This window comes from Halorubrum depositum (assembly GCF_007671725.1).
Classification (GTDB): Archaea; Halobacteriota; Halobacteria; order Halobacteriales; family Haloferacaceae; genus Halorubrum; species Halorubrum depositum.
The window spans coordinates 598,666-612,911 of record NZ_VCNM01000001.1 but is presented as its reverse complement, the minus strand read 5'-3'; the positions used below and the strand labels follow the sequence as shown (position 1 = coordinate 612,911).

The 14,246-nt window shown below is 69.7% G+C and carries 12 protein-coding genes; 3 read left to right on the top strand and 9 right to left on the bottom strand.

Annotation, left to right across the window (positions count from 1 at the left end; genetic code table 11):
- Positions 1-188: 188 nt before the first annotated feature.
- The 5 genes from FGM06_RS03110 to FGM06_RS03090 form a co-directional block, all read right to left on the bottom strand.
- Positions 189-2,015: a flavin-containing monooxygenase gene (locus tag FGM06_RS03110; RefSeq protein WP_206668650.1), complete on the bottom strand. Its 1,827-nt coding sequence runs from the start codon at positions 2,013-2,015 to the stop codon at positions 189-191.
- An 869-nt stretch (positions 2,016-2,884) separates the two neighbouring features.
- Positions 2,885-3,442 (bottom strand): diadenylate cyclase, encoded by a 558-nt coding sequence (locus tag FGM06_RS03105; protein WP_144797443.1) that lies wholly within the window; start codon positions 3,440-3,442, stop codon positions 2,885-2,887.
- Between the two features lie 97 nt (positions 3,443-3,539).
- Complete coding sequence (gene cruF, locus FGM06_RS03100; protein WP_144797441.1) at positions 3,540-4,442, bottom strand: bisanhydrobacterioruberin hydratase; 903 nt, start codon at positions 4,440-4,442, stop codon at positions 3,540-3,542.
- Complete coding sequence (locus tag FGM06_RS03095; protein ID WP_144797439.1) at positions 4,439-5,338, bottom strand: prenyltransferase; 900 nt, start codon at positions 5,336-5,338, stop codon at positions 4,439-4,441. Before FGM06_RS03095 ends, cruF begins: the two co-directional genes overlap by 4 nt.
- Positions 5,335-6,834 (bottom strand): phytoene desaturase family protein, encoded by a 1,500-nt coding sequence (locus FGM06_RS03090; protein WP_144797437.1) that lies wholly within the window; start codon positions 6,832-6,834, stop codon positions 5,335-5,337. The genes FGM06_RS03095 and FGM06_RS03090 overlap by 4 nt, the downstream gene beginning before the upstream one ends.
- Positions 6,835-7,017: 183 nt before the next feature.
- On the opposite strand from FGM06_RS03090, the gene FGM06_RS03085 reads away from it, so the two are divergent.
- Together FGM06_RS03085 and FGM06_RS03080 are read left to right on the top strand one after the other, a co-directional pair.
- Positions 7,018-7,764 carry an SDR family oxidoreductase gene (locus tag FGM06_RS03085; protein WP_144797435.1) on the top strand — a complete coding sequence of 249 codons (747 nt, stop codon included), beginning with the start codon at positions 7,018-7,020 and terminating at the stop codon, positions 7,762-7,764.
- A 438-nt stretch (positions 7,765-8,202) separates the two neighbouring features.
- A complete protein-coding gene (locus tag FGM06_RS03080) occupies positions 8,203-9,054 on the top strand; it encodes an SDR family oxidoreductase (protein ID WP_144797433.1) in 852 nt (283 codons plus the stop codon).
- A 27-nt stretch (positions 9,055-9,081) separates the two neighbouring features.
- On the opposite strand, the gene thiE is transcribed toward FGM06_RS03080, so the two are convergent.
- Positions 9,082-9,714, bottom strand: a complete 633-nt coding sequence (thiE, locus tag FGM06_RS03075; RefSeq protein WP_144797431.1) for a thiamine phosphate synthase — start codon at positions 9,712-9,714, stop codon at positions 9,082-9,084.
- A gap of 83 nt (positions 9,715-9,797) precedes the next feature.
- Here thiE and FGM06_RS03070 point away from each other — a divergent pair, with 83 nt between their 5' ends.
- On the top strand, positions 9,798-11,261 hold the full coding sequence (locus FGM06_RS03070) for an MATE family efflux transporter (protein WP_144797428.1): 1,464 nt from the start codon (positions 9,798-9,800) through the stop codon (positions 11,259-11,261).
- Between the two features lie 50 nt (positions 11,262-11,311).
- On the opposite strand, the gene FGM06_RS03065 is transcribed toward FGM06_RS03070, so the two are convergent.
- The 3 genes from FGM06_RS03065 to cofC all read right to left on the bottom strand — a co-directional run bounded on the left by FGM06_RS03065 (position 11,312) and on the right by cofC (position 14,241).
- Positions 11,312-12,175, bottom strand: a complete 864-nt coding sequence (locus tag FGM06_RS03065) for a mechanosensitive ion channel family protein (RefSeq protein ID WP_144797426.1) — start codon at positions 12,173-12,175, stop codon at positions 11,312-11,314.
- Positions 12,176-12,286: 111 nt separating this feature from the next.
- Positions 12,287-13,450 (bottom strand): 7,8-didemethyl-8-hydroxy-5-deazariboflavin synthase subunit CofG, encoded by a 1,164-nt coding sequence (gene cofG, locus FGM06_RS03060; RefSeq protein WP_144797424.1) that lies wholly within the window; start codon positions 13,448-13,450, stop codon positions 12,287-12,289.
- 92 nt (positions 13,451-13,542) lie between these two features.
- Positions 13,543-14,241: a 2-phospho-L-lactate guanylyltransferase gene (gene cofC, locus FGM06_RS03055; RefSeq protein ID WP_144797422.1), complete on the bottom strand. Its 699-nt coding sequence runs from the start codon at positions 14,239-14,241 to the stop codon at positions 13,543-13,545.
- Positions 14,242-14,246 lie beyond the last annotated feature (5 nt).

Sequence of the window (14,246 nt, the reverse complement as noted above, 5' to 3'; positions counted from 1 at the left end):
ACTGGCGGCCCGCCTCGAGGTGGAGATGGATCTGGTCGGGGCGCACGTGCTTGCGATGGACACACCACCTGCGGCGCAGTTCGGCCGGTGACTGCAGACGGCGAGCACCACCAGAGGTGATGCCGACCAGCCATCCGATCTCCGAAGGGGAATCGCCTGTCAGGCGACCGTCCTTGGGAGAGCGGCCGCTAGATCCCCTCGTGGTGGACCTCCTGCCTGCCGTACATCGGCGTGGGGATCTCCTCATAGCGTGCCTTCAGCTGCAGCGCCAGATACAGCGAGTAGTGGCGTGACTGGTGCAGGTTGCCACCGTGGAACCACAGTTGGTCCACCTGCGTCGGCTTCCACATGTTGCGCTGCTCGCCCTCCCACGGTCCGGGGTCTTTAGGCGTGTCTGAACCGACCCCCCAGACCTTCCCCGCCTGCCGCGCCGTCTCCTCATCTATCAGGTCGGCCACCCAGCCGTTCATCGAACCGAACCCCGTGGCGCACACGACAAGGTCGGCCGGGAGCTCGGTGCCATCTTCCAGCAGGATCGCATCCTCGGTGAACTCGGTCACCTGCCCATGGGCCATATCGATCTCTCCGTCGATAATGAGCTGACTGGTGCCGGTGTCGATGTAGTAGCCCGAGCCACGTCGGAGGTACTTCATGAACAACCCCGATTCGTCGGGACCAAAGTCGGTCCAGAAGCCGGCGTCCTCGAGTGCATCGTAGAACTCGGAGTCGATTTCCCTGATTTTGTCGTATTTGGGTTTCTCGAACTCATTCATGATGCGGTACGGGACGGATGCGAAGATCATGTCCGCCCGGTGGGTGTCGATGCCGTTCTCGACGGCCCGCTCGGAGTACAGATCACCGAGTGCGTGCTCCAGTATTGACTCCGTCTTGATGACGCACGTCGATGACCGCTGCACCATCGTCACGTCCGCGTCGACCTCCCAGAGCCCCTCACAGATGTCGTGGGCTGAGTTGTTCGAGCCCACCACTACCACGGACTTGCCCTCATACTTCCCGTCGGGACCGGGGTACTCGGATGAGTGTAGTACCTCGCCGTTGAAGCGCTCCTCGCCGGAGAGGTCGGGCATGTTGGGCTTGCCGCTCATGCCCGTCGCCATCACGAGCTCCTGTGGGCGCAGCACGATATCCTCTCCATCGCGGTTGACCTCGACCTCCCAGGTGCCCGTCTCCTCGTCGTACTCTGCACTGGTGGCCTCGGTCTTCGACCAGTAGTTCAACTCCATCACCCGCGTGTACATCTCCAGCCAGTCGCCGAGCTTGTCCTTCGGCGAGAACACCGGCCAGTTTTTGGGGAACTTGATGTACGGGAGGTGGTCGTACCAGACGGGGTCGTGCAGCGCGAGCCCCTTGTACCGGTTGCGCCAGGAGTCGCCCGGCCGGTCGTTCTTCTCGACGATGATCGTGGGCACGCCGAGCTGGCGGAGCCGTGCACCGAGTGCGATGCCGCCCTGTCCCCCACCGACGATCACGGTGTGCGGTTGTTCGGTGTACCCCAGGTTCTCCTTCTCCTCCTCACGGCGCTCTGTCCACGTTTTGCGGTCTGGGTCCGCAACCGGCTCTGAGCCTATCGGTCGGTCTCTGCCCTTGGGCTCCTCATGCCCCTTTAGCTCCGTCAGTGCGGTCAGGAAGGTCCACGCACCGCCATCTTTCAGCCGGACGACACCCTCACCACGACCCACCTCGGTCTCGAAGGTGAACCAGGCGGTGATGATCCCATCTTCCTCTTCCGCCGGCTCGCTAAGCTCGAAGTCCGACGGACCGGTGTGCGCGAGTGTCTCCTCGAGCATGTCCTCGACGCCGCTGGGATTCTCCACCGTCTTGATGTTCCAGGTAAACGCGACCAGGTCGCGCCAGTAGCTCGTCGCACAGAACATCTCCGCCGCAGCGGCGGCATCCTCCCGGCGCATCGCATCCTCGAACTCCTCCAGGTACGCCTGTGCCGTCTCGGTCGCAGAGTCGATGTCGCCATCGGACATCTGCTCTAGCGAGCTCATCGGCCCACTTCCTCCGCTTCGGTGGTCGCCACAGTGGGTGTCGGTACCGATTGCAGTTCAGGTTGGTCGGTTTGGTCACCAGAGAACATCATCTTTCTGAAATTTCGCCTCTTACTTAATGATTATTTATATGATTTGTCATCCATACCGGCTCAGCTGCAAGGCTTGGATTGTGACGGTGGAGACGTTACGCAATTCAAAGCCATCATCTCTTCCCGCGAGCCCAGTTAGAACGGGCAGGATACGATTCGGGGAACAACCACCCCGACAGGAAGCGTGTGAATGAGATCGCGAACCGTGTCCCGCTCACCGAATCGAGAAACCTCGACATATTCGATTCACGACCGACTGAGCGTCTCCCAACCGTCCGCGAGAATCAGCTAGGTGCGCTGGAACCCGCGTTTACTCCGCTAGATGAACGGCTCTGGACGGACTCGTGGAGGACTCATTTCTTCGTCCTCCCACGGACCAGTCCATGATTTAGTGGGCATTCGTGGTTACAACCCTTATTGATTGATCGCTCTTGGTTCAGCCCCGTTCGGCATCCGGAAAGTAGCGTCAACGCTCATCTATCAATTCGTCAGTCTTAGGGACTTCTGATCGCTGTTGTCGGTGTACACGGCTAGAATATTCGATGTGACCGAATGCCCCGATGGTAGTGCACTAGTCCAGATTACCGGTGTCGTATTCGATACTGTATATTCCCTCTTTCGCCAAGCAGTACCTCTCTGTCTCTACGGGTTTCAACAGTGCCAAACAACCGCGAAACCGATCCCCGTCACCGATCGGGAAGCATCGCTCAGCGACCGGCCGTTTCAGACGAGAACGACTCCAACGAAGCGGATCGCGACAGAGACCGCGTCCGAGACCTACTCCGCGCGCCACTCGCCGCCGAGCTCGTGGCGCCGCATCGACGTCGCCTCCCCGTCGCGGAAGCGGCTCACGCGCCCCGTCTCCTCGCTCAGCGTCACCGTCGCCACGACCTCCGGCCGGACCGAGGTCTCGATCGCGCTCATGTGTCGCGATCCCATCCACGGCTCGTAGCTCACGTCGTCGACGAGCTGTGACTCGCCGCTCCGGGTGCCCAGGTCGCGGAAGCGGACCATCTGCTCCTCGATCTCGCCGTCGACGGCGACGACGATCCCGCCGTCCTGCTCGACGCTCACCGACCCGACCGCGTCCACGAAGGCGTCCTCGTCGAACACCGACGCGCAGCTCTCGCGGGGCCAGCGGTTGTCGCCCATCGGGTCGGCGTACGCGCCGTAGCCGCGGTCGGCGACGACCGCGAAGTACAGCCCCGGCCCCTTGACGTGCGGCTCCTCCCAGCCGTCGAACGCGACGCTGACGTGCTCGGCGCAGTAGGTCAGACGGTCGACGACCTCCCTGACGCGCTCGTGGGCGCCGTACTCGATCGCCAGCCGGCTCATTCCGCCTCCCTGCCGTGCCGCCCGCGACTCTCCTGAACGCTCATGTCTCCGAGAAGGTGACGGGCGTATATAAGGGACACCGAGTCGGGTCCGAGAGTCACCCCCGCGGCGAAAACACCCGCGCGTCGAACCGGTCCGCGCGGACGAGGCCGACGCCGAACGCGGCGGCGACGGCGACCGGCAGGAGGTTCCCGTACCAGAGGTTGATCCCGCCCCAGAGGATCACGAAGCTCACCATGTCGTCGAGCATGAACTCGCAGTCGCGCAGCCGGTCGCGGAGCGTCGTCCCCGCGAACGCGCGGTCGAGGGTGACGACCGCCACCGTCGCCGACACGACCCAGCCGGCGTAGTTCGAGAGCGGGACGCCGTAGAAGCTCCCGCTGCCGAAGCTCCAGAAGCCGAGCGCGACCGCGCCGGGGTCGAGGACCACGTCCATCGCGACGACCGCGGCGATCACGGTCAGCAGTCGGAGCCACCCGTTCGAGGCCCGCGGACCGAGGAGGAGGAGACAGAGCAGGTAGGCGTTGGCCACGAGCGGGATGAAGAACACCGGGAGCGCGACCGGCACGCCGGCGAGCATCGGCCCGAGGTCGACGGCGTACTCGAAGCTGCCGTACGGCCACCCCGTGGCGACGCCGACCAGCTCGATCGCGTAGGTGTACGCGATCAGGACGCCGATCCACCCGAGCGCGCGGCGGTCGACCGCGGGGAGGGTTCCGACGACGAGCGGCGAGCGCATCACCAGCACCCCGAACAGCACGAACCACGGGTGGAAGGCGAACGGCTCCGGCACCCACCCCTCCGCGCTGCCGACCAAGGCCAGCGCACCGACGAGCGGGAACAGCACGGCGATGGTGAACCGGTTCTCGCGAACGGTCCGGTCGAGGAGCGCCTCGGCCCCGCGGCGCGTGTCGGGGAGCCGCGCGCGGAGCGCGTCGACGCCGGACGCGGTCGACTCAGTCGACCTCGCGGAGCCCGCCGACCCGTCCGGGTCGCTCACGCGAGCACCTCCGTGACCGGGTAGACGCGCCAGAGGCCGCCCATCGCCAGCAGCGTGCCGACGGCGGTGTTCAGCGCCGGGAACCACCAGTACGCGCGGTCGACCGAGATCGACGAGGCGGCGACCCACGCGACGAAGAGCGGGTAGACGCCGAGCAGCGCGCCGAGCCGGAGGTCGACCGCGGCGAACGCGGCCGCGGCGACGGCCCAGCACGCGAAGCAGTAGGCGTACGTCCGCCCCTCGCCGAGCAGCGTCGCCGTCGTCCGGATCCCGGCGGCCCGGTCCGGCTCGATGTCGGGGATCGCGGAGAACGTGTGCATCCCCATCGTCCAGAGCCACGCGCCCGCGAGCGCCGCGAGCGGCGGGTGGGCGCCGGCGACGGTCGCGTACGCGGCCGCGCCGGGGAGTATGTAGAGCCCGTTCGAGGCGGAGTCGAGGAGCGGCGTCGTCTTGAACCGCACCGGCGGGGCGCTGTAGCCGACCGACAGCAGGAGGAACCCGGCGAGGTACGGCCACGCGACCCGCGGCGCGAGCGCGAACGTGGCGAGCCCCGCGAGCGCCGACGCGAGCACCGCGAGCGCGACGAGGCGGCTCCCCCGCCAGCGCGCCTCGCGGTCCTCTTTCTTCGGGTTCAGCTCGTCGATGTCGGCGTCGAAGGCGTCGTTGACGCCGTAGAGGAAGACGTTCGCGGGCACGAGGAAGTACGCCGCCAGCGCGACGGTCGTCGGCGTGAACAACCCGCTCACGTCGCCGATACCGTACGTGACGCCGACCGCGACCGGCCCCGCGAGATACAGCCAGAAGCGCGGCCGCGACAGCACCAGCAGGTACCGGAGGTCGTCGGCGATCGACCGTCGACCGGCGTCGGTCGCTGTGCGGGTCACGGCGTCGCTCACGTCGGCTTCGAGACCGCCTCGGCCGTTATCTGTCCGCTGATGAGACACATGGGGACGCCGATGCCGGGCGTCGTCGTCGACCCCGTGAAGTAGAGGCCGTCGACCGCGTCGGACTCGTGGGACGGCCGGAGCAGCGAGGTCTGCCGCAGCGTGTGCGCCAAGCCGAGCGCGCTCCCGCGGTAGCTGTTGTAGCGGTCGGCGAAGTCGTCGACGCAGAACGTCTCCTCGAAGACGATCCGGTCGCGCAGCTCCGTCCCGGTGTTCTCGGCGATGTCGTCTAACACGAGGTCGCGGTACTCCTCGCGGAGCTCCGGGGTGTCCTCCAGCCCCGGTGCGATGGGCACCAGCGCGAAGAGGTTGCTGTGCCCCTCCGGCGCCACCGTGTCGTCGGTCTCGGAGGGGACGCAGAGGTAGTAGGCGGGGTCGTCGGGCCACGACGGGTCGTCGAAGATCTGCTCGAAGTGGCCGTCCCACGCCGTCGGCAGCACCAGCGTGTGGTGTTCGAGGTTCGGCACGTCGCCCTCGACGCCGAGGTATAACAGGAACGCCGAGGGGGCGTACGTCCGCGACTCCCAGTACTCGTCGGTGTACTGCCGCTTGCGCGACGGCAGCAGCTCCTGTTCGGTGTGCGCGTAGTCGGCGTCCGAGACGACGAGGTCCGAGAGGTAGCGCTCCCCGTCCGCGGTGTCGACCGCGAACCCGCCGCGGCGCCCCTCGATCCCCGTCACCTCGGCGTCGGTGACGTACTCCACGCCGAGGTCGGCGCCGAGTTCGACGATCCCGTCGACGACGGCGCCGATGCCGCCTTCCGGGTAGTAGACGCCCATGTTGTAGTCGACGTGGCTCATCAGGTTGTACAGCGCGGGGGTGTTGTACGGCGAGCCGCCGAGGAAGACGAGCGTGTACTGCATCAGCTGCTGGAGCTTCGGGTGGTCGAAGTACTCCTCCACGTGCCCCTGCATCTTCCCCAAAAGCGAGAGCCCCCACGAGTACCGGAGCACGTCCGTGTCGACGTAGTCGCGCAGCCGCGGGCGGTCCTCGTACACGAAGTGTTCCATCCCGATCTCGTAGGTACGCTTCGACTCCTCCAGGTACGCCTCGAACGCCTCGCCTGCGCCGGGCTCGTACTCCTCGAACAGCGCCTTGTTCGCCTCGCGGTCCGGAAGCACGTCGACTTTGTCGCCGTCCTTCCAGAACACGCGGTAGTGCGGGTCGAGCCGCTCCAACTCGTAGAACTCGTCGGGCGAGCGCCCGAAGTGGCCGAAGAACCGCTCGAACACGTCCGGCATCAGGTACCACGAGGGGCCCATGTCGAACCGGAAGCCGTCGGCCTCCAGCCGGCTCGCGCGCCCGCCGAGCTGCTCGTTCTTCTCCAAGAGGGTCACGTCCGCGCCGGCGTCCGCGAGGTAACACGCTGTCGAGAGCCCGCCGAACCCGCCGCCGATCACGACGACGGATTCGCCGGCCACGGCGTCGATGTCCGGGGCCACGTCCATGCGATCTCGTAGGGCCGGAAGCGGTATAAATACCGGCCAGACGCGGCGGGGCGGCGCCGACACGAGCGGTGGGTGGGCGCCGAAGCGAGCCGCGGGTGCGGGCCGGCCGACGCGGCGATCGGCCGCCGATCCGATGCGGCGAGTGGGTACGCCTAAGTCGCGGACGCTCCTACCGGTTCGCACATGGATCCGACGGTCGCGATCACCGGCGCAACGAGCGGGATCGGGCGGGCGGTGGCCGAGGCGTTCGTCGACTCGGGGGCGTTCGTCGCCGTCTCCGGCCGCGACGGCGCCGCCGTCGATCGCACCGTCGCGGAGCTGAACGGCGAGGGCGGGGAGTCGGCTGAAGCCGACGACGCCGGCGGGGACGACGAGGGCGGCCCCGCCGGCAGGGCGTGGGGCGAGCGCGTCGACGTCCGCGACGAGTTCGACCTCGAGCGCTTCTTCCAGCGGGCCGCCCGCGAGGGCGGGCCGATCGACGTCGTGTTCGCGAACGCCGCCGTCTTCCACGGCGCGCCCGGCGAGAGCCCGGCGGACGCGCTCTCGTACGCCGACTACGACGACACCATGCGCACCAACGCCCGCGGCGTCTTCGCGACGGTCAACGAGGCCGTCCCCCACCTCGCCGACGACGCGCGGGTGATCGTCCCCTCCGGCTCCGTTGCTCACGAGTCGACGGCCGGAATGGGCGCGTACGCGGTCTCGAAGGCCGCGGCCGAGGCGGTCGCCCGCGGGTTCGCCGCCGACCTCGACGCGGCGGTCGGCGTCGTCGACCCCGGGCTCGTCGCCACCGACCTCACCGGGAAGGAGCGCGCCCGCGACCCCGAGAGCGTCGCGCCGCTGTTCGTCTGGGCGGCCACCGAGGCGCCCGCCGAGGACCTGAACGGCGAGCGGTTGGGGCTGCGCGAGTGGAAGAAAGCGACGCGATAGGACTCGATCGAGTTCGGATCGACAGTCAAAACCTCTAACGCCCCAGCCGCTCGGCTGTACGCGTTCGATGACTCGACGGTGAACACCTCCAAAGCCCCAGCCGCGAGGACTCGCGCGGCTCGGTGCGCTCCTCGCTCAGTCGCTACCGCTCCTTCGCTGCGGTGCTTCCGTCGCCGTACTTCGCCCTCGCGGCTGCCCCTTTGAGTCCCGCCCGACCACACCGCAACCGCGCCTCACGCCTCCCCAGCCTCGCGGCTCCCTTCGGTCGCCGCGTCCCTCGCGCGTGCACCTCGCGCCCTACGGGCGCTCGGCGGCACGCGCCACCGCGGCCGTTCTTTATAAGTAATTGTCGTCGTCCTTGCGGATATTTAAACATCGTCTCACTGATTCCGTGACCCGACCACCGAGAATTATCCCTCGGTCGGCCGAACGGGGGGCATGGCACTCGCGGACCCCGACCTCTCGGGCTCGACGGCGTTCATCACCGGGACGACCCGCGGCATCGGCAAGCAGCTCGCGCTCGCGCTCGCCGACCGCGGCTGTAACGTCGTCTCGACGGGCAAGACGACCGACGACGACGACTCCGAGCTGGAGGGGTCGGTCGAGCAGACCGCCCGCGAGGTGCGCGACCGCGGGGCCGAGGCGCTCGCGCTCGAACTCGACCTCCGCGACGAGGCCCGCGTCGAGGCGGCGGTCGAGGAGTCGATCGACCGCTTCGGCGAGGTCGACGTCGTGATCAACAACGCGAGCGCGATCCAGCTGGCGAATATCGCCGACCTGCCGGCCGACCGGTTCGACCTCCTGACCGACGTGAACGTCCGCGGGACCCACCTCGTCGCGCACGCGTTCGCGGACCACCTCGCGGGGCTCGACGAGGCGTGGTTCCTGTCGAACTCGCCGCCGGTCGTGACCGACCGCTCGCCGGGGAAGGCGCCGTACGCGTGGTCGAAGCTCGGGATGTCGTTCGTCACGCTCTCGCTCGCCGAGGAACTGGCGAGCGACGACGTCGGCTGTAACACGTTCTGGCCGGTGACGACGATCGACACCCGGGCGACGCGCTACTTCGGGCTCGGGACCGAGGACGACTGGCGCACCCCGGAGATCGTCTCCGACGCCGTGCTCGAGATCCTCGCTCGCGACCCGGCGGAGTGCACGGGCGAGAGCTTCTACGACGAGGACCTGCTCCGCGAGGCGGGCGTCACCGACTTCTCGGCGTACAACCTCACGGAAGGCGACCCGGCACCGATGTCGGCGCGGCTGTTCGATCCGTCGTTCGAACGCGAGGCGTGACGGCCCGGAGCCCGTCGCGACCGGTCGTCACTCCGTGACCGCCTCCCGGATCGCGGCGGTCGCCGCCTCCGGGTCCTCGGCGGCGGTGATCGCGGAGACGACCGCGACCCCCGCGGCGCCGGCCGCGGCCACCACGCCCGCGTTGTCGGCGTCGATCCCGCCGATCCCGATCACCGGGAGGTCGACCGCGGCGGCGACCTCCCGTACCCGCTCGGTCCCGATCCCGTCTTTCGCGTCCGGCACGTCCTTCGTGCGCGTCCCGTACACCGCGCCGACGCCGAGGTAGTCGGCGCCCGCGTCGGCCGCGGTCCGCGCCTGCTCGACCGTGGACGCCGAGACGCCGACGATCGCTTCCGTTCCCAACTGCTCGCGCGCGACCGCGACCGGCAGGTCGGACTGCCCGAGGTGGACGCCGTCGGCGTCGATCGCGGCGGCGACGTCGATCCGGTCGTTGACGATCAGCGGGACGCCCGCGTCGGCCGTGAGCCCGCGCAGCCGCTTCCCGACCTCGTACCGCTCCGCGTCGGGGACGTCCTTCTCGCGGAGCTGCACGGCGTCGACGCCGCCCGCGAGCGCCGCCTCGACGACCGCCTCGGTGTCGCGACCCGCCGACCGGCTCGCCTGCGTCACGAGGTACGTCCGCCACTCCGTGGGATTCATCGGTCGTACCCTCGGGTGGTCGCCGTGAAAAACTGTCGTTCCGGGTGAACAGACCCAAGCCGCCCCGGTTCCAACCGACGCCGATGCGCTCACGACTCCGGGCGGCGGCCGCGCGGCTCCGGGCCGGCCTCGGCTCGGCGACGGCGGACGGGCTCGACCGCGCCGGCGTCATCGACCGCGGCCGGCTCGGCGAGACCCTCGACCTGGCGTGGCCCCGGATCGTCACCGGGTTCGCCATCATGTCGAAGAACACGGTGGACCTGGCGGTCGTCGGGTTCGCGCTCGGGGCGCCCTCCGTCGCCGGGCTGGCGTTCGCGTTCGCCTACTGGCAGCTCGCGAAGTTCGTCTCCATCGGGCTCGCCGGCGGGACGGTGTCGCTCGTCTCGCAGAACTACGGCGGCGGCGAGGGCGACCGCGCCGCGCTCGTCGTCAAGGGGTCGCTCCTCGTCGCGCTGGCGCTCGCCGCGCCCATCGTCGTCGGCTTCGTCGCGTTCGCCGAACCGCTCATCGCGCTCGTCGGCGGCGAGGGGACCGCGCTCCGGGCCGGGACGGTGTACCTCGCGGTCACCGCGCCGGCGCTTGCCTTCGAGTTCTTCAACATGATCGCGAGCCGCACCTACGCCGGCGTCGGAGACACGTTCACCCCGATGGTGGTCCGGGCCGGGGGCGCGCTCCTCAACGTCGTCCTCACGGTCTGGCTCGTGCTCGGCGCCGGCCTCGGCGTGTTCGGCGCGGGGCTCGGCACCGCCGTCTCCGTCGCCGCCGTCGGGGTCGCACTCTCGTGGGGGATGACCGGCCGGTCGTACTTCGGGCGCGGCGCCTCGCCGGTCCCGGTGGGCCGCGCCGGCCCGTGGATCGACGCCGGGCTGATCCGGCAGCTCCTCCGGGTCTCCGCGCCCCTGATCGCGCGCCGGGTGGCCGAGGGCGTGGCCGTCTTCCCCCTGCTGTGGATCGCTTCCTCGTTCGGCGACGCGACCGTCGCGGCCCTCGAGGTCGGCCGACGCGTCCGGGCGCTCCTCGGGAGCTTCAGCTGGGGCTTCTCCATCGCCGCGAGCACGCTCGTCGGCCAGCGGCTCGGCGCGGGCGAGGAGTCGCTCGCGACGGAGTACGGCCGCGACGTGATCCGGCTGTCGGCGCTCGTCTACGTCCTCGCGTCGGCGGTCGTCCTGCTGGCCGCCGATCCGATCGCCGGCGTGTTCGTGGACGACCCGGCCGCCGTGGCGGCGACCGCGGCGTTCGTCGTCGTCGCCGCGATATCGGCGGTCCCGCTCGGCGTCGACGGCTCCGTGACCGGGTCGCTCCGCGGGGCGGGCGACACCCGATGGCCGTTCCTCGCGTCGATGGTCGGGCTGTACGTGGTCGCGCTCCCGGCAGCGCTGCTCGGGCTGGCGACGCCGCTCGGCGTCGGGGGACTGTACGCGGCGGTGATCGCCGAGAAGCTGGTACCGGCCGGGCTGAACCTCGCGCGATTTCGCTCGAACCGGTGGCAGGCCGTCAGCCGGCAGTACCGACCGGACGCGGTCGAGGGCGACGCGCCGGCGGAGTAGCCCGAGCGCGACGCTCCCGGACTCGCCGGCCGGCGGCCGTCGCTGACCGGTTACTGGTCGTCGTCCGCGACCGATTCGAGCACCTCGACGCTGCCGGTGAGCTGCCGGTGGACGTACGGCATGTCGATGCCGGCCTCGTCGAACGCCTCCTTCACCGCGGTGACGTACTCCGAGCGCACCCGGACGAAGTCGCCGCGGTCCGGGTCTGAGATCCACCAGCGCGACTGGAGCCCCACGGCCGAGTCGCCGAGCTCGACGAGCCGGACGGAGACGCCCGGGTCGTCGAGGATCTCCCCGTGGGCCTCCGCCTTCTCGACGATGATGTCGGTCGCCTCCGCGATGTCGTCGTCGTAGCCGATGCCGAAGACGAACTTCTGACGCAGCGTCTCGTACGCCACCGGGTTGGTGACGGCGTTGTTCGCGAGGTCGCCGTTCGGCACCGTGACCCGCTCGTTGTCGAACGTCCGGACCCGCGAGACGCGCAGGTCGATGTCCTCGACGCGGCCGGCGTTCCCGTCCCACTCGATCCAGTCGCCGACCTCGAACGGCTTGTCCTTCAGGATGAAGATCCCGGCGACGAAGTTGCCGAGGAGGTCCTGCGCGGCGAAGCCGACCGCGAGCGCGATGGCGCCGCCGAAGACGGCGAACGCCGAGAGGAACGCGCCGTAGCCGGCCATCGTGAAGCCGATGGCGATCGCCGCCACCCAGACGACGGCGTTCGCCACGCTCGACGCGAGGCTCCGGACGGCGCCGTCGAACCCGCGCGAGCTCAACACCCGCCTGACCGCCGGCACGAGCACGAGCTTGCCCAGAAGCAACACGCCGACGAACCCGACGAGGAACAGCGCCACGGAGAACAGGATCTCCGTCAGGGCCGCGTTCAATCCGGCACCGCCGAACTGTAGTGGTAGCATCACTCACCCATTCGGAGAGATATTTAAAGAAGCTACTGGCAGCGCAGTTGTTTATCGGGGGTCGATCGCCGGATCCGCCGTCGGAGCCCGTCGCCGGATCCGCCGTGGACCTCAGTCGCCCCGGACCGCGAGCGGCCCGTCGCCGCGGGCGACCCCGCGGAGCCGCCGCCCGTGGACGTCGTCCGCGCGAATCCGGTCGCGGACCGCCGGCGGGACCCACGCGTCGCGGTCCGTCGGCGGCGGGGCCGGATCGACGCTCGCCGGCCGGAGGTCGCTCGGGAGGTATCGCGCGTAGGTCGGGAGCCGCTCGCGTAAGGGCATCCCGCCGGCGTCGGCGACCGAGCGGAGCCCGTCGAGGTCGGGCCACTCGTAGGCGGGGTTGATGTAGTCGTCCGTCACCGGCGAGACGCCCCCGAGGTCGTCGATCCCGCAGTCGACGAGGTCGGCCGCGGGCGAGAGGTTCGGCGGCACCTGCACGGACACCTCCGGCGGGAGCGCGGCCCGGGCCATCGCGACGACCCGGCGCATCGTCTCCAACTCGGGCTTCGCGAACTCCGACCGCTCGTTCGGGACGACGTTCTGCACGATCACCTCCTGGATATGGCCGTGGCGCTCGTGGAGGTCGCGTATCGCGAGCAGGCTCTCCGCGCGGTCGCGCCAGTCCTCGCCGATGCCGACGAGGATGCCGGTGGTGAAGGGGACGCCCCGCCGACCCGCCGCCCGGATCGTGTTGAGTCGCTGGCCGGGTGTCTTGCGCCGACCGCCGCTGTGCGCGTCGACGTCGGCGGTCGTCTCCAGCATGACGCCCATCGAGGCGTTCACCTCGCGCAGCGACGCGAACTGCGCCTCCGTGAGGTCGCCGGGGTTCGAGTGCGGGAGCAACCCCTCCTCCAAGGCGATCTCGCAGGCGCGGTGGAGGTAGTCGTGGACCGAGTCGAACCCCCACTCGTCGAGCGTCTCGTGGATCTCGACATATCGGTCGTCCGGGTCGTCGCCGAAGGTGAACAGCGCCTCCGTGCAGCCGGCGTCGGCGCCGACGCGGCAGCGCTCGCGGACCTCCTCGGGCGAGAGCAGGGAGGCCTCGCCGGGCACGTCGTAGTAGGTGCAGTAGGTGCAGGTGTACCGGCAGGCGGTCGTCAGCGGCACGAAGACGTTCCGCGCGAACGTGAGCCGCTCGGCGGGGTCGACGTCCGCGGGCGTCACCGAGAGCAGCCGCTCGACGCGCTCGGCGTCGATCGACAGGTCGATCCCGTACTCGTCGGCCGCCGTGAACACGTCCGCCCCTCACGCTCGCGGTTCAAAAAGGATCGCGGTCGAGGATCCGAGCGAGTCGCCCGTCGAAACCGATCGCCCGGGCTGCCCCCGCCTCACTCCCGCACGACGCCCACCCGCCCGTCCGCGGCGTCGAGCGCGAAGCCGGCGTCGCGGAGCCACCGCGTCGCTCTCCCTGCGTTCATGCTGTCGTCTCCGCCCCCCCAGCCGTCCGCCTCGGCGTGGATCAGCACCTCCGCGAGGTCCGCCGGCTCGTCCACGTCGGTCGCGAGCCGATGGGAGTCGACGACCGCGACGCTCGCACCGATCTCCGCCGCGATCCGCCGGTGGTCGAGGTACGAGGCGCCGTGGTAGTCGACCTGGAACGACGGGTGGCTCGCGACGAATGCGTTCGTGCCGCCGCCGCGGCCGGGCGCGAGCGCGACGTCGGCCTCACGCCCGGCCGCGAACAGATCCCGGAGGGCCGCCGGCGTCGCGAGCGCGAGGTCGGCCATGACGACCGCGACGGGGTCCGGGTCGCCGTCGCTGCGGTCGCCGTCGCCGCCCCCGAACCGCCCGTCGAACGCCGCGTTGACCGCGTCGGTCAGCGCGCGCTCGTCGATTTCGACGGGACAGCCGAGGTCGGCGTCGACCGGACCGGTGGCGAGCACCCGCGGGTCGCCGCCGGCGGCCCGGACCGCGTCGAGGACGTCGCGGAGCATCGCCCGCGCGAACGCCGCCCGCTCGTCGGGATCGAGGACGGCGGAGAGTCGGGACTTGGGGCGGTCGGTCGAGAACGGGACGAGGACCTCCATCGGGA

Bases quoted from the DNA above. Each gene is read 5' to 3' on its own strand.
- FGM06_RS03110 (WP_206668650.1), bottom strand. From the start codon at position 2,015: ATGAGCTCGCTAGAGCAGATGTCCGATGGCGACATCGACTCTGCGACC.
- FGM06_RS03105 (WP_144797443.1), bottom strand. From the start codon at position 3,442: ATGAGCCGGCTGGCGATCGAGTACGGCGCCCACGAGCGCGTCAGGGAG.
- FGM06_RS03090 (WP_144797437.1), bottom strand. From the start codon at position 6,834: ATGGACGTGGCCCCGGACATCGACGCCGTGGCCGGCGAATCCGTCGTC.
- FGM06_RS03085 (WP_144797435.1), top strand. From the start codon at position 7,018: ATGGATCCGACGGTCGCGATCACCGGCGCAACGAGCGGGATCGGGCGG.
- FGM06_RS03080 (WP_144797433.1), top strand. From the start codon at position 8,203: ATGGCACTCGCGGACCCCGACCTCTCGGGCTCGACGGCGTTCATCACC.
- thiE (WP_144797431.1), bottom strand. From the start codon at position 9,714: ATGAATCCCACGGAGTGGCGGACGTACCTCGTGACGCAGGCGAGCCGG.
- FGM06_RS03070 (WP_144797428.1), top strand. From the start codon at position 9,798: ATGCGCTCACGACTCCGGGCGGCGGCCGCGCGGCTCCGGGCCGGCCTC.
- FGM06_RS03065 (WP_144797426.1), bottom strand. From the start codon at position 12,175: ATGCTACCACTACAGTTCGGCGGTGCCGGATTGAACGCGGCCCTGACG.
- cofC (WP_144797422.1), bottom strand. From the start codon at position 14,241: ATGGAGGTCCTCGTCCCGTTCTCGACCGACCGCCCCAAGTCCCGACTC.